Raw genomic sequence first — 22,140 nt, forward strand, 5'->3', positions numbered from 1 at the left:
GAAGCTTCCTGCTGTCTTAGGCTGCCCTGTTTTTACGTGAAAATATCCAGCAATAAGCCTGCAATTTCCCCGATTTTATCCAATATGGTAATGTGGTCCGACTCATCCTTCACCAGCTCTTCTGCCAGTTCGTCTAAGTTCTTATCCACCAACTTGACGATTCCATAGACACGATGACGGCCTTTCCGGTCGAGAAAGTTCTCTCTGGAAAATTTATGGGAACGGGTTACGACTTCATTTAAGAAATCCTTCACCAGTCCGCGGTATTTCTTCATGTCCCGGATGTCCATATGCTGTGCAATAAGATTACCCTGCTTGGTAATGTCATCTAAGAGGCTGTTCAACCGCTGCTGAAGCTCCTGCTCTTCGATTGCACTGGTCAATGTAAATTTAAAGCTGCCGTCTCCGGTGTCTACCGGCGTGGTTCCGGTGGTCTGATTCACCGGTGCAGTGTCGTTTACTCTAATCTCCATTTTATCACCTATCCATTATATGATAGCACAAAAGCTGCAATTTCCTCTACTGTCTTTTGCAGATTATCATTCTCAAAATGTCTGGTAATTCCTGCCTTTTCCAATGCTTCTTCTGCAAAATCCGCATCATCTGCAAGAAATCTCCTGCAAAGCTCTGTATACTTTGGCTTATCCTGCATCCGCTCCCGGTCCAATGCCCGCTGCAGACGTAAACCATCTTCTACTTCTATATATATCGGTACGATTGCGTCTTTTCCATAATAGGCACAAAGCTGTGTATACACGGCAAGGGTGCCAATTAGAAGATAACTGTGCTCCGACAGATTGACCTGCCCGTCTGCAATTGTGGCATAGCGCCAGATTCCGTATATAGTATCATATGCGCGCTGCTCTATGACTTTTCCTTCTTTTTCGAGCTTCAAAAGCCTTTGTTCATCAATAAAATGATACTCTACGCCCTCCGTCTCGCCGGCACGGATCGGCCGGGTAGTATATGGTACAATCGTCTGAAGCTGCAACGCTTTCTCATCCCGCAGCATCTTATATATGGTATCTTTTCCTGTTGAGCTCTTGCCCATCAGGCAGAAAATCTTTCCCATGTGTAAATCTCCTGTTTCTACGGTTTTGCCGTCTGTTTTCTAGTATAAAATAATTTTCAGGAAATGACAACTTTTATCTTTCCGTCCTCAGTCACGCCATGAATACGAAATGCATTCTCCCGGCAGGTTTTTATCACTGCCACCGCCTCTTTGGAAATCTCTTCTCCCGGCACCAGCATCGGGATACCCGGCGGATAAAGATAGACAAATGCTCCTGCCGTCTTGCCAACACTTTCCTTCAGCCCCATTTCCACTGTCTTTGCATCCTGTGCTTCTGCAATGGATATACGGACCGTCCGCTTTGCATAGGCTTCGGTCAGAAACTGCGGCGTTATTGTTCTTCTTGCTGCGGCTTCTTTTTTATCAATTTCTTCCAGTGCCGCATACAGCCGGTCAAAACCTTCCTCGCTGTCAAAAATACTGGTCATTGCCAGCGCATAGTCTCCCTGACACATCTCTAACTGCAAATGGTATTTCTCCCTGAGCAGCTGATACAGCTCTTCCCCGGAAAGTCCGGCTTTCGTGGCACGGAGTACCAGCTTCGACGGGTCTTTGGCAAAGCCTTCTGTCTCTTTTAAATCCACTTCTCCCATGACTTCCACATTAGAAAAATGGGATGCTTTTTCATAAAAGTCTTTCATATGCTTCTCATATGCATCAAAATACTTCTCTTTCTCTTCCGTCAGCAGACGCACACATTCATCTATACTGGCCAAGAATAAGTAGGATGGAGAACTGGTTTCATAGATATTTAAGAACCACTCCAACCGTTCCTTATTTATATAAGAAGAATTCCAATGCAGAATTGCAGTCTGTGTAGGTGCCGGAAGCGTCTTATGCAGGCTCTGGATTACCACATCTGCTCCCAGTGTAATAGCTGATTTTGGGAAATACGGATGAAAGCCAAGATGCGCACCATGAGCTTCGTCCACAATCAGCGGAATCCCATGCTGATGGGCAATTTCTGCTATTTTTTCTATATCTGATACGATTCCATCATAGGTTGGTGATGTAAGAAACACAGCCTCAATACTTTCATCCGCTTCTAATGCAGCTTCTACCTGCTCCGGCAGTATTCCACCCTGTATCCCGAATTCTGTAAAGACCGGATAGAGATATGTCACCTGCAACTCTCTTAAATATGCTGCATGATATGCTGCCTTATGGCTGTTTCGTGCCATCAGAAGATGTCCCTTTTTCGGTAATGCGGCACTGAGTGCTGCTAAAATACCGCAGGTACTTCCATTTACCAGAAAGAAAGAACTCTTTGCGCCCCATAATGCGGCTGCCCGCTCCTCGGCTTCCTTTATGATTCCTTCTGCGGCATGTAGATTATCAAATCCATCTATTTCTGTAATGTCATATGTATAAGGATTGATGTCACAATCCAGTCTCCGCTTATGTCCCGGCATATGAAGGGGATACATATCAGAGGATGCAAGTTTACATAATTCATCTTTTATATATGTCATGGTTCACCTGGCCTGTTATTATGGTTTCATACTCTTTGAATAATAGCTGATTTTCTAATTGATATTGCTATTTCTATAGTACGGCTTGAGGCAGGAAAAGACAAGGGATTTTTCCCTCCAGAAACGACTTTCGGGTGACCGCTTTGAAAGCAGCCACCCGAATCTATATGATAACTTTACACAACTCAAATTTTTTATCGATACTCCTTACTGGGTAGTTTACCACTTTTTTCCAACACAAACTTTATGCTTTTGTTGTTGGTTTTCGTTGGTTTGTATTGTTTTTTGTTGTTTTAAAGGGGTTTTTGAGATATAATAAGCTTAATTTTAAAGATGCCTTGTGAAATGTTATTTTATTGAAACGATATATGAGTAAATCAGGAGGACTTGTACATGGAAAAAACGCTCCACATTTTATTGATCGAAGATGATATGGACACCTGCAATCGTATTTCAAACTATATTGCGTCCAAAGATAATATGGATTTAGCCGGCGTCACCAATAATTCTTATGTTGGCATTCAATATGTACAGAATACGCTTCCTGACGCTGTTATTCTTGATCTGGAATTACATCATGGTGGTGGAAACGGACTGTTTTTCCTCTCTGACTTAAATAAACTGGGCTTAGAGAAAAAGCCTTATATTCTTGTCACTACTTACAACTCCAGCAAAATCACGCTGGAATCTGCCAGAAGACTTGGTGCTGATTTCATTATCGGCAAATATGAAGATTCTTATTCTCCGGAATCTGCTGTTGATTTTCTCGAACAGCTTCTTCCTATGATTGAAATGACAGAATCCACATCCAATACTTCTTATATGAAAGATAATCAAAAAGATTTAGAGCAGGGACTTATCCGCAGAATCCACCGGGAACTGGAGCTCATTGGTATCAGTCCAAAGGTTGTTGGTTACAAATATCTGACCGATGCCATTATGATAACAATTGATGGACCGACCACAAACATTTCCCAGATTCTTGGTAACAAGTATAAGAAGAGTAATTCCAGTGTGGAACGTGCCATGCAGAATGCCATTAACCGCGCATGGAATTCCAATGACACCGAAACTCTTCTTAACTGCTACACTGCCCACATTAATCCTGACCGCGGAATGCCTACCATTAAGGAGTTCATTTACTTTTACGCGGAAAAGATTACGGATGGACGTTAATGTTTGATAAACTGCTTGATAAAATCTAATAACCAATCCATTTCTATTCCTCCTTTTCAAAAATGTAAGGAGATTATAGAAAAATTCGGAACATTTCTTAGGTTTAAAATCGGGTTGGTTTTTATATGATTTTTAATACATTTATATGAGGTATTGTATGATTCAAAATATAATTCGTTGGTTCTTTGACCTTTTATGTTGCTACTATTTATATTTTAAATTATTAAATTTTAAACTTTCGCAAAAGAAATATGCTATTCTTCTTTCTTTTATATTCATTGGTGAAGCTTTCCTATTTAATTTTATCAATGCATGTCTGCCTCTATTTGCAATCCCTGTCTTTGTCCTTTTAAATGCTTTTATACTTACTTTGGTAACTAAGATACAGCTTACATTAAGTCTGCTATCCTTTACCATTTCTCTTAGTGTAAATTTCATTTTTCTTGCAATTTCAGGTGTTCTTATAGGATTCGCACTATTACCCTTCTTTTATGGAAATTACAACCTGCCATATGCTCTGATTCAAATTTCAGGTGGACTTCTTGAATTGCTCTTAATATTCCTTCTTTTCAAAATCAAAAGGCTCCGCCGTGGCATGCCATTTCTCTATCAAATCGGCTCTTCTGCCACAGGTTTTATCTTAAGCTGTTTTATTCTGCTCATTGTTACCATAATCAGCTTTTATGATTCAATTCCTGACATGCAGTTCCTCTTTCTCCTCATTGCCCTTTTCCTGATTGGACTTCTGCTTTATTGCTGGTGGCGGTTCCGGATTACCCGTGACTACCGGGAGAAGCTGCGGCAGGCGGAGCTTAAGGCTTTACAAAATGAACTCATTGAGAAAGATAACCGCATCCGGAAATTAGAGGAAAATAATGATGCCCTGGCTAAGATTATTCATAAAGATAACAAGCTGATTCCGGCAATGGAACTTGCTGTCTGCGAATATTTAGAAGCTGGAACCACAGACGGTGATACCAGAAAGAAGGGCGAACAGCTTGCCAGCGGGTTAAAGACCATGGCACAGGATCGGAAAGGTACGCTGAACTCCTACCGCCATGATGAACACGCTCTTCCGGTGACCGGGGTCTGTGTTTTAGATGCGCTTTTTACCTATATGCAGCAGCGCGCCCTGGCGCAGAACATCAACTTTTCCCTGCATATCACAGGCAATATTGTAAAAATGACGGAAGATGTCATTTCCCACCTTCTGGCGGATTTGCTGGAAAATGCTATGATTGCCATTGGTGATAACGAGGTGCGCAGCCTTTCTGCTTACCTTTGCCATAATGAGGACAGTTGTACCATAGAGATTTCCGATAGCGGAAATGCCTTTGATGTGCAGCTCTTTGAGGACTTTGGTCAGACCCGGCACACCACCCACAAGGACAGTGGCGGCAGCGGAATCGGTCTTATGGACATCTGGAAGATAAAGAAACAGTACTGTGCATCCCTGCACATCATCGAATATGCGCCGGGAACTTCCACATTTACGAAAAAAATTTCCCTGGTCTTTGACCGGAAAAATCACTATCTGATTCAGACCTACCGCCGTAATGAAATTGAACGGGTACATATACGAAATGATATGTTTGTTTTACAGTCAGACTGATTTATGTTATGATGGAAGAACTTTTGAGAAGGTAAAATGTTACATGAGGTAAATGTTATGAGTCATGCACTGGTTATACTATGTGGTGGAAAAAGTACAAGAATTGGAACGGACAAGGCTTTGCTCCCTTTTGGGGACTGCTGCCTGATTGAATATCTGGTCCGGAAATTTCAGCCGGATTTTCCGAAAATCTACCTTTCTGTCCAGCAGAAAAATGATTATGCGCATCTGAATCTTCCGGTGACAACCATTGGAGACATCTATGGAAATGCCGGTCCGCTGTCCGGTATCTTCAGTGCACTTTCCATGATTTCTGAGGAACGTGCCTTCTTCATTTCCGTAGATACACCTTTTGTAGAACCGGCACTGGGGCTTTACCTGCTGTCACAGCCACAGGAACATCCTATCTGGGCGATTGAGCGTGCCAATGACCAGTTGGAGACTCTTTCCGCAGTCTATTCTAAAAGCTGCATTCCGCAGGTGGGAAAAGCCATGCTCTTTCACCAATATTCCTTTAACCGGCTTCATGAGAAATGCAATGCCGGCTATATCCCGGAAAACGAGCTGGCAAATATATGTCCGGTTCCACTGAATGAACAATTTTTTAACATCAATACCCGCACCCATTATTATCATGCCTTAAAGCTGCTTTCCGAACGGGGAGAGCTTTTTGATGAAGACAGCAATCTGGAGCTTCCGGCAACAGGCAATATTGCTACTTTTATTCCCGTGGTATCGCTGGTGGGGGATTCCATCATTGATAAAAAGACCTTCTGCATCCAGCTATTGGAGGCATTAAAAAAAGATGGCATTAAGGCTGCCATCTTTGATTCAGAAAAAGATTTTTCCAATATTACGAATGTAGACCTCATCCTCACCTGTGATTTAGAGGATGAAGACTGCTTTAAAATCGAGCTTTTGAGCAGTGAGTTAAATGAGACTCCGCTGCATCCCCTTTCCGGTCTTGTTGCCATCGCCAGTGATTTCGGTTACAAATGCGAAGAAGTTCCTTGCTTTGACTTCCGCAAGCCAAAGTCACTTCTTGGCTTCTTAAAGACGCTGATCCGCGACTATAGCCATTAAGTATCTACAGGAAACGGCACAGCTCCGGCATCCAGTCTCCGATAAAAATTTCATCTCTGATAATTGCACGCCAGACCGGTGGGAAGAAGGCTTCCAAAAGAGTCATCACTTCCACCCAGTCTGGCTCTTTTTTTCGCTCCCGCTTTAAGTATGCCGCCCATTTCCGCTTCATATAAGTATAATCCTTATAGTGAAGGACGGTATCCAGCCGGTCTTTTCCAAAGGCCAGCTCTCTCTTTGTTCCAATTTCAATAATCTGCTGCTCAACCTTTCTGCCATCTAACGCCTCTTTCTTTAAGATTCCATAAATTTCTTCATAGCAGGACAGATCGTTGATTAATTCCATTTTCTCTAAAATTTCCACAAAATTCTCTGCCACAACCTGCTCATAAGGATATTGCAGAAACTGGATTACCGTATTCTCCTGTAAGAAAAATGGCAATTCTCCATGGGCAGGCTGCATCTGCTCGTCCCGAAGCTCCTGAAAACGCAGGGTAATGGGAACTTCATGCTCCTTTGATTTTGCCAGCACCTCTATCTGATAGCTTCCCGCCCTTTCTTTCTCTATCTGATAGACATACTCCGGCTTCCGGCTTAACACCTCTTTCATGAGCTGCCCTAACTGCATTTCCGTTAAATGCTCATCCTTTACCACCTGATAATAATAGGAAAGGGAAAAGACTCTCTTCCGGCGGTAATTCTCCACACCGAGGCTGCTGCCATTTCTAAGATAAAGCTTCTCTGCAAATGTTGATTTACTTATCTGATATAGAAAATACTCGGTTACCGCAGAAGGAAGCAGGTCCACAAAAGGGATTTGCAAGTCCTCACTTCTCTGCCGGATCAATGATTCTCTCAGTATGCACTCTGCCACTACAGCCACACTCCAATTCTGCTCTGAATCTTTGCCACAACCTTGCGGGCTCTGGCATATTCCATTAATTTTGCAATATCTTTCTTTGGCTCATTGATAAATGCCAGCAGCGCCTTCTTTAAATCCTCCCGCTCCAGACGTTCCTCGTACTTGAGGCAATCACAGATAAGGCGCTCCTTTTCGTAAATCTTCATCTCGCCACCGGCAAAAGGAATGGCCGTTACACCAAGCTCCATGACTTCCGGCTCTGTATAATATGGTTTCACCACCGGATATTCCATGCGGAACCTTGACTTCGAAGTATTCTTGCTAATGGCAATACTCCATTCATAAGGACGCTTCTCAATATAACCGTAATAGTAAAGGGCGCTGTCCATACATAAGATTCCATCCGGAAACAGTCCCAGAATAATTTCTTCCTGCGGCTTCTCTTCATACCCCATGGAATAATATCCACTCTTTACATGGTCAAGTATGCCGGCTTTCACCAGTCCCTGAATACTTTTATAGGTCAATCCCAAAGGATATAATTTTTCGGCTTTCACAATGCCATTATTTTCTTCTAAAAGCTTCTTTATCTCTTCAATGGTCTGCTCTTTCTGCTTCGCATTCATAGATATCGCTCCTTCGCATTTTTCTTCTAGTATAAGTTAATTTTTGCCGCTTGTCAATTTCTGTTGCAATTTGTCTTATATTTTTCAGTTTGTCGTTGTAAAAGTTGTTTTCTTGTCGTATAATTTATTTGGAACAATATTTAATGTCGTATATGTCTATTTGAATATACGCTTGTTTTTAATAAATGAGGTATCTATGGAAACAGAAAATACTACCCGAAAAAACCCTTCCCGGGAAACCTGCCAGAAGATTATCAAACGTATTCTGGTCACAGAAGTATTAGAAAAGGGCTGCAATGAACATTTCCGTCAGGCTTCGGATTTTATGGGATATTTCCAGTCCCTGTACCCCGCTTCCGATGCGCTGACCAAACAGGTGCAGCGTGCCATCAAGGCAATGGATATGCCCCGGGATGAGAGAGGTTACTTTATTGTAAATAAAACATCCGAGCAATTTGAGCAGGACAAAGAAATCAGCCGCCTGCTGCAATCCAGTGAAGCTTCTTTAAAAAGTCTGGAGGAATCCGAACCGGTACTGATTGAAGTACCAACCGAGCTTGCCGATTATCTGATGTATACCTTAAGTTCTTCCATCAGCTTAAAGGGACATTATGATACTATGGTAAAGGCTTATAATGGCATCATTATCTACACCAGGGAGCGCAGCCGTATCCTTTCCTACCTCCAGACTCTGTTATCCACAAATTGATGATAATTATCCAAATAGTGTGGATAACTCTGCTACGATAACAGAATAATAATGGATTTATCCACAAATTATCAGAATATAACTCGTCCTAACTTTAATGTCCAAGATAACGTAAAACGACAATATTTAAATTTAAATATTGTCGTTTCTTTTTATTCTTGTCTTTTTCAGTTGTTCTATAGCAATTTTCGAGACTATTTTCTTCTTCTGTGCCGTCTTCTCTTGCTGCGATAGTTTCTCTTTATAGTTTTGTAACGCTTATCCGGTCTGCTCTTTGAGAAATATTTGTGTCTGATAATATAGAAATTATCCGCAAATCTCCGAATCAGAAATGCTATGACCACAAGGGCTGCGATACCGAGAATTCCCAATAACACTTTCCAGATGTTTATCTGGAACTTATGCTTCGTAGTGGTCCTGGTTCCTGCTTCCGTAGAAATCTCTTCTGATTTTACATTATCAAAAGAGAACGTATCTGCTTTTACTCCGGTGGAAACAATATCCGCACCGCCTACATCATGTCCTGCAAATGTATATCTGATATTTGCCAACACATCATCCGAAGTATTATCATAGCTTACTGTTGGCGCAGCTTCGCTGAATTCTGCACTCTTTGGCAGAACGATATTTCCCGCCGGGTCTATTTTTACAAAGGAGGAATTGGTATTGAGCATTCCTGTATCCATTTCTCCATTTTCAAGCCTTGTCTCATTCTGTGCTACATTATATAGCGAAAAGTTCTCAAAATAATAATTATACAATGCAATACTGTCTGTCCACTGCGCTGGCGACTGGGCATTCATAATGACACAGATAAGTGTCATATCGTCCTTTTCTGCAAAGGTAACCAGCGTACTGTTTGCCGCTGTGGTGTATCCGGTCTTACCACCTACACAGTATTCATAGAGATACTGTCCTCTGGTTTTAAAGGCATGAATCATTTCATTATGATTCTGCAGATAGGTGATCTCATCATGCTTGTTGGTTGGTGGAATCTGATAGGTCTTTGTTGCTGTAATCGCACGGAAAGTCTCATTCTGGTAAGCCGCCTTTGCAATCAGTGCCATATCATAACAGCAGGTGTAGTGAAGGGTTGCATCCTCTCCCTCAGATAGTCCGTGTGGATTGTTAAAATGTGTATTCACACAACCTAACTCTGCCGCTTTATCATTCATCATCTGAACGAAATTCTCAACGGTTCCGCCTACATGCTCCGCTACCGCATAGGCACATTCATTGGCAGACTCCAGCATGACTGCATAAAGACATTCCTCCATGGTCATCTGCTCTCCCACATCCCTGGAGATTCCGGAACCATGGGTGTTATAAACCGCCTCTTTGGAAAATGTTACTGTCTCATCCAGCGAACAGTTTTCCAGTGCCAGAAGCGTGGTCATAATCTTCGTGATACTTGCCGGACAATGCTGCTCCGTGGAATTCTTATCATAAAGAACCGTTCCTGTGCTCTCTTCCATCACAATCGCATTGGGTGATTCGGTTTCCGGGTCCTGGGGCCAGTACTCTGCCGCCTTTACCTTTTGTGTGTTTATACCCAATAAGCCAACCAGACAACACACTGCCAGTCCGACGCTTAATATTTTCTTTTTCTTTTTCATTTTCTGCTGCTCCTAAATTCTTCTTAACTTTAAGTATATATCAATCCATTTCCATGGTGCAATACCTTTCCATTAATATTCACAATTCTCTTTCTTTTAAACCATAAATATGATAAATTGTTTTCGAAAGATATATATAAGTAGAAAGGATTTCATATTATGAGACTTCGCAATATCCCGGCGGCTGCGCCGGCTGTAGAAGCCAGTGACCTCTGTATCAAGGATGCCGCTTCCCATAAAGGACACTGGAATGAAATATTTGGAAATGACCACCCGATCCGCATTGAAATCGGCATGGGCAAGGGACGCTTTATCATGGACTTAGCTGCCCGGAATCCGGATATCAACTATCTTGGCATGGAACGTTACGAAAGCGTATTGTATCGCGGACTCCAGAAATTGGAAGAAAATCCACTGCCAAACTTACGCCTTCTGTGTGAAGATGCGGCACTTCTGCCGGACTTTTTCGAAAAGGGCGAGTTAGACCGCATTTATCTTAATTTCTCCGACCCATGGCCAAAGGACCGCCATGCCAAAAGAAGACTGACCTCCCGCCAGTTCTTAGAGCGCTATGACAAAGTCTTAAAAGATGACGGACAGATTGAGTTTAAGACCGATAACGTAGGACTTTTTGACTTCTCCTTAGAAGAAATCGATGCTGCAGGCTGGAATCTGGACGCATTTACAAGGGATTTACACCATGATACTGCCATGAACGAAGGCAATATCATGACCGAATACGAAGAGAAATTCTCTTCCAGGGGAAATCCTATCTGCAAGCTGATTACTTCCAGAAATATTCCCTTATGACCTTTCCGATAGTGCCAGTGCACGGACACTGCCGGATGAATGACCCATGAGATGAACCATTTGCCTGAGCATCCGGAGTTGGTTTATCAGTGAAATTTTTATAAATTTTTCTTTTTTTATTGTGGCTTATCTTCTGAGGGTTTATAATACGTCGTAGCATAAATCATTGATACAATGTAAGGAGATGTATACCATGTACGAATTTACAGAAGATTGTATGATTCATATTCCACAAATTGATGAGGAACACCGCAAATTATTCCAGATGATAAATGATGCTCTTTCCCTTGTTAAAACAACCGAGGATATTTCCGGAACTGCCCAGAGCCTGCTTCTTCATCTGAAGGATTATGCGAATACACATTTCGCCCATGAAGAGGCTTATATGGAAGAGATTCATGACCCGGAGCTTCCTCTTCAGAAAAAGGAACATGCTGAATTTGCTGAGAAAATCAATTCCTTTATTTTAGATAAGTCCTCAAAAGAGGCTGCCAGAGCATCTTTCGAAGAACTGCTTTCCTATCTGGTACGCTGGCTGTACCACCATATCTTAAGCAGTGATATGATGATTGGAAAAATGTCCGCAGTTGAAGGGACTTCCGAAGACCCATTTGCCTTTACGGACAAATACAAGACCGGCATTGACCTTGTAGATAAAGAGCACCGCCGTCTCTTTGAAATTATAAAAGAGACCAATGACCTGATTCAAAACGATCTGCTGCATGACAAATATGATGAAATTATGCGGCTTTTAGTGGAATTAAAGGATTATACACAATTTCATTTTGCTGATGAGGAAATGCTGATGGAGAAGATACACTATCCGGAACTGGCTGCCCAGAAGCGTGCCCACACTGTTTTCGTTGAACGCCTGGTAGAAATTGACTTCTCAGAACTTGACGATATGGACAATAACCAGCAGACTTATCTTCTGGAACTGATCCAGTTTCTGCTGGGCTGGTTATCCAACCATATTATTGGTATGGATAAAAAAATTGCTGTCTATATGGACGAAATGAAAAAATAATAAACTGCAGATCATACAGCATAAAACCGGCTTCCTGATATTAGATTTTATTCTAAGTCAGGGCGCCGGTTTTCTTATATAAAGTGTCTTTCTGTGACACGCTCTCCTTTTTCAAGATGAACGAAATTACAATCCCATTTTCCAGATAAAAGCTTTCTTATAATATTGCAGTCGGATGGCTCCACCGCCAGCTTCTTATTTAGAAGTTCTGCAGGTCTTTTCAGTCCATCTTTGGTTTTCTTTATATCATAGCTTTGCGTATCTATTAAAGTAATCTTCTCATAACCGCCATAGATTGTATCTAAGACTTCCATCCCCTGTTCTCTGCCATAAGCAGCAAGAATGGTGCTGCACTGGCCTCCAATGGACTCCTTGTCAATTGTCCACGCTCTTGTCGCATAAAGAGAATTCTTATCCACATGATTCTCCAAAAGCTGGTGGATACAGTCGTGGAAACGTGGCATTACAAGCTCGGTATTCCAGCTCACAATCCCTTCCGTGCCCCGCCCGCACAATCCATAGGTGAGCAGGATTATATCCACATCCTGGTGCCTGTCAATCTCCTGCTGCAGCAGATTTCTTAATACAGACGGGTTTCTATGCAATCCACGTTGCAGATATACAACAGGATATGTTATATTTAATTGTTTTCTGTACTTTTCAATTTCATCCTGCTGCATTGCACAGGCAATCAGAATTTTCTTTTCCAAATGATTTCCTCTATATTTATATATTTTTCTATATCCTTTTGCATATAATATCTAAAAAAGGGTATGCCTCATGAAATTCAAATCAAACTGCTTCTCCAGAAAGGCTTTGCTTTTTTCCTACCGTAAGCCTGCCCTGCATACTAAATTTACTACAATTCAAAGGTCTTTTAAAGAAGTAAAAAATATACTGAACAAATAAACGATATCTTCATCATTCCTTATTTACATCTACAGAACCTGCCACGGGCAGCTTCTTACGGATTTTTTATAACAAAAAAAGCACCAACCCCATGGCTCCACGTCCACAAAATCGGTACTTTACATGCGCCACCAGGGGTTCGAACCCTGGACACCCTGATTAAGAGTCAGGTGCTCTGCCAGCTGAGCTAGTGGCGCATTGCTTAACGCAAGGACTATTATATAATAGAATTTATCGAATTGCAAGTAATTTTTTATTTTTTTTAAAAATTTTGTAAATTACATATTAGCAAATAATGCCGCAATTTCTTCCGGTGTCATCATATGATTCGGGTCAGAATTTGCCTCGATAACAGGCTCTGCTGCCGGTTCTTCCACAACCGGTTCTGACACAGGTTCCTCCTCCGTTATCGGCTCAGATTCTTCTGAAATAGCATCTTCTGTTACAACTGGTGCTTCTTCAGCTGCTGAATCTGCATTTGCAATCAAAGCAGCAATCTCTTCCGGTGTCATCATATGATTCGGGTCGGAATTCATTTCCATAACCGGTTCATCAATGGTATTTACCATTTCTTCTGTAAATGCAGGTTCTTCCGGTTCTTCATCTGCAAATCCAAGTGTATCATCAAAACCAACTGGTTCTTCTGGTTCCGGTTCATTGTTTTCTTCTGGAGATCCGGTTTCTTCTGCTACTTCTTTTGTAGTTTCAGCTGCTTCGTCATTTCCGAATAAAGCATCTATATTTAATAAATCATCTTCTGCTAAATCCGGCATATCCTCTGCAGTTGTCTCCGGTTCTGTTGCCGGTTCTTCCGGCATCACTTCATTGATTGGTGCTTCCGGTTCTTCCGGCATCACTTCGTCGATTGGTGCTTCCGGTTCTTCCGGCGTTACTTCGTCGATTGGTGTTTCCGGTTCTTCCGGCGTTACTTCCTCAACTGGTGCGGCTGATGATGGCTGTACCGGTGCTGCTGTATAAGCAACAGCTGGCGCACCATTTATTTTTCCAACTTCAGCTAATATGGTATTGTGGATGGATAATTCCATTTCTTTCACGAAAGCTGCCATTTCCTGCTGTTTTAGCAGAAGGTCTTTATTGGCATTCTCAACTATGATACGCTGCTGCTCTAACACGTTCTTCTCAAGATTATCCAGACGGTCGGAAAGATTAAATATCTGCTCTAATAATTTGTCGTTGGAATTCATCAATGCATCGGAATTTTCTTTGTTACGGCTTATGGTAACTTTGGCAATGGATTTCTGTGCATCTATGATGTCCTTTGTCGGTGAACCGGCTGCCTCTTCGATACGATCAAGCTGATCCGCAATATCTTCAAAAGATTTGCGGGTTACAAGATAAGAAGCTTTTTCTGACTTAAACAGATTATCATACTGTTCGTACTGGTCAATCTCTTTCTTATAATTTTTCTGGATTGCACTGGCAATCAGAATATAAATATCAGCCAGTGCTACAACTGTAAGTACAATCAATGCCACATAATTGGACGGATAGTTAATCATCACATATAATTCCCCTAAAACCAGCACTGTTAATACCAGTACAGCCGTCACAATTCTCAGATTGTAAGAATCCTTCTTTTGTTTGATGTTCTGCTTTGCTTCTTCCATTGTAAAAATCCTCCATGATTTTTTATTTTTCACTAAATCGCAGGAGCAAACCGTAAAAACCTGCCACTATACTGGCAGTTCCCTGGATATGTCCTGCAGCCGGGTACTTACTTTCCCTGTAAGTATAATTAATTTTATTCTATCACAGGTAGAATTTTCCTTCAAGAAGCCTTTTCCAAAATAGAAATGAAAATTAAGATAGTTTGCTAGTTGATACCTTTACATATGAACTGATTTAAAAACTGATTTTTATCACATGGTCTGCCAAAAAGATAGCCCTGCAGATAATCAGCATGTATTTCTTTCAGCTTTTGATACCACTCTTCTTTTTCTATACCTTCTATACATATTTTGATATCTACACTATGTACCAGTTCAACTATTTTTTTTAACAGCTCAAAATCCCTTGTTTGACTCATAGCTTTTGCTGTAAAATGATTATCCAGTTTCACATAATTAGGATTCATGTTTACAATACAATGTAGATTCGAAAAACCTGTGCCAAAATCATCCAGAATAAACTGTATTTTTTTCTCTTCGAATTTCTTCCGAAGCGTATAAAAATACGGTGTCATATCCGTATATCCGCTTTCTGTCAGTTCCGCACACAGGCTCTCCGGCGGAAGATTATATTGTTCTATAGACGAAAGTATGTCCTTCCAGATATCACTTTTCATCATCTGAATATAAGATATATTTACATTAACCTTAAATCCCGGTATATACTGCCGCATTTCATGGCACATTGCCGCAGCTTCATTTAATACAAATCTTCCGGCCGGAATAATAAGCCCGGTTTCTTCCAGTAATGGTATAAATTCCACAGGCGAGATACTTTCTTTTTTTCCACCTGAATACATGGAAAACCTCATAAGCGCTTCCGCACCAATTATATTTCCCGAGGAACAATCTATAATCGGCTGATAGTATACTTCAAATCCTTCAAATTCATTTGTCACGGCACCTCGAAGTGCACTTTTTATTTTCTCTTTTTTTAAAAATAACTTATAATCTTCTTTTTCAAAAAAATATACTCCGTTTCCTCCCATGGACTTTGCCTGTTTTAAAGAGAAAACCGCTATTTTACGATACTCGTCATAATATTTTAAGAGCTTCGTTGCATGGATAATTCCGGTAGATACTGTAAAAACCACCTTATATTTTTCAGAAATAATAAAATCTTCTATTTTTTTACATATTTCCTTCTGCAATAGCATAACATCATCTCTTGTATGGCTTTCCAGATCAACAATCATATACTCATCTGCAACAAGATGGTACAGCTGCTGGTTATCAGAAAGACATTCCTTGATACCGTCAGCAACACTTTTCAACACATAATTTCCATAATCTACGCCTAATGTACCATTAATCGCATTAAATCCATCAATCCCTATATGTATTAAAAATACTGACGAGCTGTCTTTTATATGGGAAGAAACAAAGGAATACATTTCTCTTTCACCCAAAAGTCCGCTGACATTATCTGCCCACTGTATATTTCCAATTTCGTTTACACAGCCTATAAGATAATGAGGTTTTCCATCGTTATCATTGATTACCTTTCCACGGCAGTTAATCCATACCGGCATCCCTTCTTTATCAAGCCATCTGTAATGCAGATTGTGATTTTTTTCGTTTCCATCCGCAATCCGCTGTAAATGTTCCCTAATCATCGGGCGGTCTTCTTCATATACAAAATAGCGGACACTGTCGGCAGCATTATCAAATGAATTGCCCGGCATCTTAAAACGCTTCACCGCTGCCTGTGAAATGATAAGGGTATTTTTCTGTAAATCTATAATATAAAGATAGTCATCCATACATGGTGCAAATACTTCTATTAAATCTTCTGCTCCTATTTCCTTGAGCAGTCTGCGTATGTTTGTATCCATAGTATAAGTGCCTTTCTTATAAAATTTTTATACTGATAAACTTTCTATTCTGTGGTAGAAATTATAGCTGGAAATCATTATCGTATTATACTGTTTTTTCTGATTCTGCCAATTTAAATTTACGAATCATTTCACGCAGATTTTCTGATTCGCTGCTCATCTCCTGGCTGGCAGCTGCACATTCCTCAGATGTTGCAGAATTGGTCTGTACAACATCATTAATTTGTTCAATTCCTTCATTAATCTGCTGGATTTCTGTTGTCTGTGTTTCTAACGTTTCCGCAATATTTGTAACTTCTTCTGTAATTATTTTAGAGTTCTCTGCAACATCTTCCAATTGCGCCGCAGTCTGTCCTGCAATCACCATACCCTTTTCTACTGCCTTCACAGAGGTTTCAATCAACATTGCAGATTCTTTCGCTGCCTGGGCACTCTGGTCCGCTAACGAATTTACCTGATTTGCTACAACTGCAAATCCTTTTCCGGCTTCTCCTGCCCTTGCTGCTTCGATAGAAGCATTCAATGCAAGCAGATTTGTCTGGGAAGCAATTTCATTAATTGTTGCAATAATTTTGTCAATTTCTTTTGATGCTTCACTAATTTCATTCATGGAATCAACCATTTCATGCATCTTACCATTACTTTCTAAAATGGCATTTCCAAGCTCATCCACCCTTCCACTAATTTCTTTTGCAGATTTTGAATTATTTTCTACCTGTTCAGATACACCTGCAACTGTTGCTGTCAGTTCCTCTACTACTGCCGCCTGATTTGTAGCTCCATCTGCAAGATCATTAGAACTTGATGCTACCTGGTCTGCTGCACTTGAAACTTCATTGGAAACATTTTGAATTCCTCTAATCGTTTCTCCTATACTTTTTTCAAATTGCATAAAAGAATTTAAAATTCCGACAAAATCTCCCCGCCACTCTACTTCCGGTTTAACATCAAAATTTCCTGCTGCAAACAATTTCATTGCACGGTCAATATCGTCTACATAGCTTCCCAGGATACGGATTGATTTACGCATACTGTGTGCCAGTCTTCCAATCTCGTCTTCTGAACGATAATCCAGCGTACTGTGTAAATTTCCTTCTGTCAGTTCCTTTGCGACATCCTCAACTGCCCGTAAAGGTTCAAGAATTGTATCCAGGACTTTTTTACCTGTTTTCTTTGTCAGTGTCCATGCAAAAATTAAACACACTATAATACATACAATTCCTGCTGCAGCAAAAATAAATGTAGTTCTGGCAGCCCTGCTGCTCTCCTGGTCTGTTATATCATCTAATTTTATTGCGATTTCCACCGCTTTATTTAATGCAGGTGTGCAATCATTCATGATTTCATCAACTGCTTCTTCCTTATCACCACTTTTAATTTCTTCTATAATGGAATAACCAATATTTCCCCAATCCGAAAGGGCTGATGAATATTCCTCATAATCTGAGTCAGGAATAATTCCGGTTCCCTTTAAATTTTTCAGTTCAGAATCAACTTCTTTCAGCAGCTTTTCTACTGTTTTCTCATAACTGACATATGAAGAAGTATCATCATCTAATGCCATTTCCCTGATATTTCTTGCTGCCGCATTCACATTAATTCTACATATTTTTACTGCCTGATCTGCTACAGTAACATTTTCTATATAATGTACCATATTAGCAAATAAAACACCTATGACCACTATAGAAAGCAAGCCTGAAATTAACATCATAATAATGACTTTTCTGTAGCCATAGTTTATCCTTTCCTGCAGATGCATGTTTTCTAATTTCCCTTTCATTTTATCTTTTTGTGAAAACATTGATTCTTATTTCCTTTCTCTTTATTATATTTCTCTTTTTTTCCAGAACTTGTTATATCAGAATTTTTTCAAAAGTCAATGACTTTTCAGCTTTAATTTTAAATTCTATTTTTTTGATAAAATTTAACACTTCCTGCTTTGGTTTTTCGTCATTTTTATAGACAGCTATTTACAGTATTTTTCTATAAAAACGGCCGCACCATCATTCTATAGCAGCAAAAGCCATCTTATCGTCTGGCCATGATTTTCTGAGTGCCACATAAGAAATCAGAAAATTTGCAAGCCAGCCAGCCGGTACAGCAAGCCAGACAAATGCAATGCCAAAACGCGGTGCGAGTATCAAAGCAACTGACAGACGAATTGCAAGATTTACCATATTTGCAATGAGAAATGGACGCATGATTCCAAGTCCCCGAAGAACTCCGTCTGTTGCCATCTTGATACCCATGAAAATGAAAAAGAAGCCGAGCCATCTCATATAATCTCCAGACACCTGATATGCCAGCGCTGTTCCATCTTTACCCAGAAATAATGAAGAAATCTGTGTATGCAGTGTTTCAATGACTATAAAAGCAAGGACTGCAAAACATAAATCTAACACCAGTGCAGCGTGGTATCCTTTTTTTATACGCCCGATTTTCTTTGCGCCAAGATTCTGGGAAACATACGGCGAGACTGCATTGCCTATGGACACAAATATCAGTGAAAAAACATTCTCTACCCTCATCGTTGCCGCATAACCTGCAAGAGCCTGTGTACCAAACGGATTTACAACCGCCTGTACAATCATCATACCAATTGACACTGTTGACTGCTGGAGGACCGACGGTATGGCAATGCGGAGCATGGAATGTAATTCCCTCCCGTCAAACCAGCGAGCCGGACTCTTATACTGGCGTATCCGGTATAAAAAGATTAAAAACGAAAATATTGCCGAAATACCTTGTGCAATAAGCGTGGCTAGGGCTGCACCGAATACGCCCAGACCAAGGCCTGCTACCATCCAAAGATCCATTATAATATTCAGAACAGAAGAAAAAATCAAAAGGCATAATGGAATCTTTGATTCACCGATTGAAGTAAACATCGTTGAAAGAATGTTGTACATAAACAGAAACGGAAATCCCACAAAATAAACACGAAGATATAGTACTGCTTCCTCCAGTATATCAGCGGGTGTCTGTAATAAGTCCATCATGGAACGTGAAAAACAAAAGCCAGTAACTCCCAGAAGTATGCTAAGAACCAGAAAACTAATCAATGATGTTGATACGATTGTTTTCATTTTACTATAATCTCTGGCACCAAAATAACGGCTCACAAGTACACCTGCACCTACACCTGCACCAAGTGCTATACAAATGAATACATTCGTAAGGGCAGCACAGGCACCAACAGCCGCAAGGGCAGAAGATCCAACAAACTGACCCACAATGATTGAATCAGCCATATTGTAGACCTGTTGAAAAAAGCTTCCGAAAATCATTGGCATTGCAAAAACAGTCAGTGCTTTAAGGGGTGCATCTGTAATTAAATATTCATCTTTTGACATGATCTTCTTCCTCTGTAACTATTTTAAAGCACTATTACTGCGGCATCAAGTCCCTCAACTTTTCCGTCAAACAGTTCTTCTCCAAGCAAATTATATTTTCCCTCATACTCATTAAATCTCTTCTCACTGCTGCTGCAGTTAAAAATCAATGCCATAGTTTCTTCACCATTTTTTCTAATCAGAACAATGGTTTCTTCCTCATCCCTTGTGATTGCCTCAATCAATTCACCTTCTACGATACATTTATATTTTTTTCGAACCTGTAACAGCTGTTTATACCATTCAAACATCTCTTTATCCTGGTATTCTTCATCCCAGTACATGCCACGTCTGCAATCCGGATCGTTTGCTCCCGGCATCGCATACTCATCTCCATAATAAATCATCGGCATTCCCGGCAATAACAATTGAAAAGCTGCTGCCAAATGCTGTTTTTTCTTATTATTCTTACATAAATGTAAAAATCTTGCTGTATCATGGCTGTCTATCAGATTCCACATAAGAGGATAACATTTCTTATTTAAGCGTCCTTTCAAATATCCAAGATTCTGTATAAACTGGCTGACCGTAATCTTTTCATCTGCAAGCAGATCTATCATATTCAGATAAAACGGATAATTCATGACCGTATCCCATTCATCTCCTTCAAGAAAATCTCCTGCATAATGCCAAATTTCTCCAATTATCAGCATATCTTTCTTTACTGCCTTAACTGCTTTTCTAAAATTCTTCCAGAAAAAATGGCTGATTTCATCTCCTACATCCATTCTCCATCCGTCTATATCGCATTCCCTGATCCAATAGCATGCAACATCTGTAATAAATTTTTCAACTTCAGGATTTTTCAGATTTAATTTTGGCATTCCACCATAATAACCAAAGCATTTGAAGTTTGGAATCTCTCCCCTTTCACTTTTAAGTGGAAATTCATCAATAAAATACCAGTCCAGATATTTAGACTTATTTCCCTTTTCCAAAATATCTTCAAATGCAAAAAATTCATTTCCTGTATGGTTAAACACCGCATCCATAACCACTTTCATTCCATATTCATGCGCTTTTTGTACCAGCTCTTTAAGATCCTCTGCTGTTCCGAATGAGGGATCTATCTGATAATAATCAATGGTATCGTATTTATGGCTTGAATTTGATTTAAAGATTGGTGTCATATATAAAACATCAATTCCAAGACTATGGACATAATCCAGATGTTCTATAATTCCTCTGAGATCACCATGCAGATTATCCATAGACGTAACTGGTGCTTTATACCATACTTCCTTGTCTACCGGCTGTGATGATGCAAAGCGGGACGGAAAAATCTGATATACGACCTTATTTTCTGCCCACTTTGGCACCACAAACATTTCTTCCTCCCGTAGATTCTGCGGGCAGTCAAACATTCTGTCTCTGTTTGTAATACATTCCTTACTAAACTCATAATTGCCGTAATATACTTTTTCCCCCTGCATATCCGTAAATTCAAAAAAATAACGGAGACATATCAGATGCATCTGTATCTGCGCTTCATAATAATCCTGAAACTGTGAGGTCGCAACCTTCTTCATTGGAATTGTCTTTCGCGTATCCTTCCATTCCATTGGTATATACTTATCCTCATAATGAAGAATTATTTCCTTTATATCATCTCGTTTTACCTGGATGCGTATCACAAATAAATCCTTATCTATTGCATAGCAGAATCTTTTGTCCATATCATGAATAATTGCAGAGTATTCCATTCATTTTCTCCTTTACATATTCTGTTTTCTTCTTTCGTATTACTTACTTTTTCTATATCTTAACGTGATAATCCTGGCTTGTCTATAGATAACTTCCTCTGCAGCTTGCCGATTGACAAAAATATCCGAATCTCTGTTATCCGTCTTTTATGTCAATGACATTTTCTCCTTTTCCCTGAACGAAAAAAATCACCCAGACTAGAATTTTTAATCTAATCTGAGTGATGCTTCGTCAGGCCTGTTTTCATCTCTGTAAAGCACCTTTCAGTGCTCGTCCGGTGCTCGGAGCACCCGGAGGATGTAACCATTCCGTTCCATCGAGTTCACACAGTTGGCCACCATTACGATTCAGCTTGTAACAATGATCACTTGGTTTTCTTATTAGATTAACTATATTATAACGTGCTGTAGGTCGGATGTCGATGATTTTTTGACCATATTTATTGTTTTATATGTTACTTCTCTATTAGTTCTGCAAACTAGAATTTATTACTCCATCAGTCGAGTAGACTAAGACCTCTCAATCTTAGCCCCTCACAGATCCG

Annotated in this window: 18 protein-coding genes and 1 tRNA gene; 6 read left to right on the plus strand and 13 right to left on the minus strand. The window is 40.2% G+C overall.

Going from position 1 to position 22,140, the window contains the following annotated elements; all coding sequences use genetic code 11:
- Positions 1 to 32: 32 nt before the first annotated feature.
- Genes DWY37_RS13120 through DWY37_RS13130 form a run of 3 tightly spaced genes read right to left on the minus strand, consistent with a single transcriptional unit; the run spans position 33 to position 2,544 of the window.
- The gene (locus DWY37_RS13120) at positions 33 to 473 is read right to left on the minus strand and encodes a YaaR family protein (RefSeq protein ID WP_022244281.1); all 441 of its coding nucleotides are present in this window, start codon (positions 471 to 473) and stop codon (positions 33 to 35) included.
- A gap of 8 nt (positions 474 to 481) precedes the next feature.
- Positions 482 to 1,072 carry a guanylate kinase gene (locus tag DWY37_RS13125; RefSeq protein ID WP_117947469.1) on the minus strand — a complete coding sequence of 197 codons (591 nt, stop codon included), beginning with the start codon at positions 1,070 to 1,072 and terminating at the stop codon, positions 482 to 484.
- Between the two features lie 56 nt (positions 1,073 to 1,128).
- On the minus strand, positions 1,129 to 2,544 hold the full coding sequence (locus DWY37_RS13130) for an aminotransferase class I/II-fold pyridoxal phosphate-dependent enzyme (RefSeq protein WP_118541174.1): 1,416 nt from the start codon (positions 2,542 to 2,544) through the stop codon (positions 1,129 to 1,131).
- Between the two features lie 393 nt (positions 2,545 to 2,937).
- On the opposite strand from DWY37_RS13130, the gene DWY37_RS13135 reads away from it, so the two are divergent.
- The 3 genes from DWY37_RS13135 (at position 2,938) to mobA (ending at position 6,415) form a co-directional block, all read left to right on the plus strand.
- Positions 2,938 to 3,720 carry a sporulation initiation factor Spo0A C-terminal domain-containing protein gene (locus DWY37_RS13135; RefSeq protein ID WP_117697945.1) on the plus strand — a complete coding sequence of 261 codons (783 nt, stop codon included), beginning with the start codon at positions 2,938 to 2,940 and terminating at the stop codon, positions 3,718 to 3,720.
- A 595-nt stretch (positions 3,721 to 4,315) separates the two neighbouring features.
- Positions 4,316 to 5,332 carry an ATP-binding protein gene (locus tag DWY37_RS13145; RefSeq protein ID WP_118542296.1) on the plus strand — a complete coding sequence of 339 codons (1,017 nt, stop codon included), beginning with the start codon at positions 4,316 to 4,318 and terminating at the stop codon, positions 5,330 to 5,332.
- Between the two features lie 36 nt (positions 5,333 to 5,368).
- On the plus strand, positions 5,369 to 6,415 hold the full coding sequence (mobA, locus tag DWY37_RS13150; protein ID WP_242994347.1) for a molybdenum cofactor guanylyltransferase: 1,047 nt from the start codon (positions 5,369 to 5,371) through the stop codon (positions 6,413 to 6,415).
- 4 nt (positions 6,416 to 6,419) lie between these two features.
- Here mobA and DWY37_RS13155 read toward each other — a convergent pair whose 3' ends face one another.
- On the minus strand, positions 6,420 to 7,289 hold the full coding sequence (locus DWY37_RS13155; RefSeq protein WP_147403597.1) for a hypothetical protein: 870 nt from the start codon (positions 7,287 to 7,289) through the stop codon (positions 6,420 to 6,422).
- Positions 7,289 to 7,903 carry a type IV toxin-antitoxin system AbiEi family antitoxin domain-containing protein gene (locus DWY37_RS13160; protein ID WP_117699118.1) on the minus strand — a complete coding sequence of 205 codons (615 nt, stop codon included), beginning with the start codon at positions 7,901 to 7,903 and terminating at the stop codon, positions 7,289 to 7,291. The genes DWY37_RS13155 and DWY37_RS13160 overlap by 1 nt, the downstream gene beginning before the upstream one ends.
- Before the next feature lie 196 nt (positions 7,904 to 8,099).
- Between DWY37_RS13160 and DWY37_RS13165 the strand changes: the two genes are divergently transcribed.
- Positions 8,100 to 8,612 carry a hypothetical protein gene (locus tag DWY37_RS13165; RefSeq protein WP_117842281.1) on the plus strand — a complete coding sequence of 171 codons (513 nt, stop codon included), beginning with the start codon at positions 8,100 to 8,102 and terminating at the stop codon, positions 8,610 to 8,612.
- A gap of 194 nt (positions 8,613 to 8,806) precedes the next feature.
- Here DWY37_RS13165 and DWY37_RS13170 read toward each other — a convergent pair whose 3' ends face one another.
- Positions 8,807 to 10,228, minus strand: a complete 1,422-nt coding sequence (locus tag DWY37_RS13170; RefSeq protein WP_118542290.1) for a D-alanyl-D-alanine carboxypeptidase family protein — start codon at positions 10,226 to 10,228, stop codon at positions 8,807 to 8,809.
- 159 nt (positions 10,229 to 10,387) lie between these two features.
- Between DWY37_RS13170 and trmB the strand changes: the two genes are divergently transcribed.
- Both trmB and DWY37_RS13180 read left to right on the plus strand, forming a co-directional pair.
- The gene (trmB, locus tag DWY37_RS13175) at positions 10,388 to 11,038 is read left to right on the plus strand and encodes a tRNA (guanosine(46)-N7)-methyltransferase TrmB (RefSeq protein WP_117699115.1); all 651 of its coding nucleotides are present in this window, start codon (positions 10,388 to 10,390) and stop codon (positions 11,036 to 11,038) included.
- 193 nt (positions 11,039 to 11,231) lie between these two features.
- On the plus strand, positions 11,232 to 12,065 hold the full coding sequence (locus tag DWY37_RS13180; RefSeq protein WP_118542288.1) for a bacteriohemerythrin: 834 nt from the start codon (positions 11,232 to 11,234) through the stop codon (positions 12,063 to 12,065).
- Positions 12,066 to 12,139: 74 nt separating this feature from the next.
- Here the strand turns inward: DWY37_RS13180 and DWY37_RS13185 are convergent, their stop codons facing one another.
- The 7 genes from DWY37_RS13185 to DWY37_RS13215 form a co-directional block, all read right to left on the minus strand.
- Positions 12,140 to 12,775: a DUF1638 domain-containing protein gene (locus DWY37_RS13185; protein ID WP_118542286.1), complete on the minus strand. Its 636-nt coding sequence runs from the start codon at positions 12,773 to 12,775 to the stop codon at positions 12,140 to 12,142.
- Positions 12,776 to 13,098: 323 nt separating this feature from the next.
- A tRNA-Lys gene (locus DWY37_RS13190) sits at positions 13,099 to 13,171 on the minus strand.
- A gap of 81 nt (positions 13,172 to 13,252) precedes the next feature.
- A complete protein-coding gene (locus DWY37_RS13195) occupies positions 13,253 to 14,602 on the minus strand; it encodes a hypothetical protein (protein WP_118542284.1) in 1,350 nt (449 codons plus the stop codon).
- Between the two features lie 206 nt (positions 14,603 to 14,808).
- Positions 14,809 to 16,497 (minus strand): EAL domain-containing protein, encoded by a 1,689-nt coding sequence (locus DWY37_RS13200; RefSeq protein ID WP_118542282.1) that lies wholly within the window; start codon positions 16,495 to 16,497, stop codon positions 14,809 to 14,811.
- Positions 16,498 to 16,582: 85 nt separating this feature from the next.
- Positions 16,583 to 18,301 (minus strand): methyl-accepting chemotaxis protein, encoded by a 1,719-nt coding sequence (locus DWY37_RS13205; protein ID WP_117842347.1) that lies wholly within the window; start codon positions 18,299 to 18,301, stop codon positions 16,583 to 16,585.
- A gap of 202 nt (positions 18,302 to 18,503) precedes the next feature.
- Positions 18,504 to 19,853, minus strand: a complete 1,350-nt coding sequence (locus DWY37_RS13210) for an MATE family efflux transporter (RefSeq protein ID WP_117842346.1) — start codon at positions 19,851 to 19,853, stop codon at positions 18,504 to 18,506.
- 23 nt (positions 19,854 to 19,876) lie between these two features.
- Positions 19,877 to 21,595 (minus strand): glycoside hydrolase family 13 protein, encoded by a 1,719-nt coding sequence (locus DWY37_RS13215; RefSeq protein WP_117842345.1) that lies wholly within the window; start codon positions 21,593 to 21,595, stop codon positions 19,877 to 19,879.
- Between the last annotated feature and the right edge of the window lie 545 nt (positions 21,596 to 22,140).

This window comes from Roseburia sp. AF25-13LB, from assembly GCF_003478915.1.
GTDB lineage: Bacteria > Bacillota > Clostridia > Lachnospirales > Lachnospiraceae > Roseburia_C > Roseburia_C amylophila.

What these genes read in the sequence shown, in the direction of transcription:
- DWY37_RS13120 (WP_022244281.1), bottom strand. Translation starts at nt 473, where the DNA reads ATGGAGATTAGAGTAAACGACACTGCACCGGTGAATCAGACCACCGGA.
- DWY37_RS13125 (WP_117947469.1), bottom strand. Translation starts at nt 1,072, where the DNA reads ATGGGAAAGATTTTCTGCCTGATGGGCAAGAGCTCAACAGGAAAAGAT.
- DWY37_RS13130 (WP_118541174.1), bottom strand. Translation starts at nt 2,544, where the DNA reads ATGACATATATAAAAGATGAATTATGTAAACTTGCATCCTCTGATATG.
- DWY37_RS13135 (WP_117697945.1), top strand. Translation starts at nt 2,938, where the DNA reads ATGGAAAAAACGCTCCACATTTTATTGATCGAAGATGATATGGACACC.
- DWY37_RS13145 (WP_118542296.1), top strand. Translation starts at nt 4,316, where the DNA reads ATGCCATTTCTCTATCAAATCGGCTCTTCTGCCACAGGTTTTATCTTA.
- mobA (WP_242994347.1), top strand. Translation starts at nt 5,369, where the DNA reads ATGTTACATGAGGTAAATGTTATGAGTCATGCACTGGTTATACTATGT.
- DWY37_RS13160 (WP_117699118.1), bottom strand. Translation starts at nt 7,903, where the DNA reads ATGAATGCGAAGCAGAAAGAGCAGACCATTGAAGAGATAAAGAAGCTT.
- DWY37_RS13165 (WP_117842281.1), top strand. Translation starts at nt 8,100, where the DNA reads ATGGAAACAGAAAATACTACCCGAAAAAACCCTTCCCGGGAAACCTGC.
- DWY37_RS13170 (WP_118542290.1), bottom strand. Translation starts at nt 10,228, where the DNA reads ATGAAAAAGAAAAAGAAAATATTAAGCGTCGGACTGGCAGTGTGTTGT.
- trmB (WP_117699115.1), top strand. Translation starts at nt 10,388, where the DNA reads ATGAGACTTCGCAATATCCCGGCGGCTGCGCCGGCTGTAGAAGCCAGT.
- DWY37_RS13180 (WP_118542288.1), top strand. Translation starts at nt 11,232, where the DNA reads ATGTACGAATTTACAGAAGATTGTATGATTCATATTCCACAAATTGAT.
- DWY37_RS13195 (WP_118542284.1), bottom strand. Translation starts at nt 14,602, where the DNA reads ATGGAAGAAGCAAAGCAGAACATCAAACAAAAGAAGGATTCTTACAAT.
- DWY37_RS13200 (WP_118542282.1), bottom strand. Translation starts at nt 16,497, where the DNA reads ATGGATACAAACATACGCAGACTGCTCAAGGAAATAGGAGCAGAAGAT.
- DWY37_RS13205 (WP_117842347.1), bottom strand. Translation starts at nt 18,301, where the DNA reads ATGTTTTCACAAAAAGATAAAATGAAAGGGAAATTAGAAAACATGCAT.
- DWY37_RS13210 (WP_117842346.1), bottom strand. Translation starts at nt 19,853, where the DNA reads ATGTCAAAAGATGAATATTTAATTACAGATGCACCCCTTAAAGCACTG.
- DWY37_RS13215 (WP_117842345.1), bottom strand. Translation starts at nt 21,595, where the DNA reads ATGGAATACTCTGCAATTATTCATGATATGGACAAAAGATTCTGCTAT.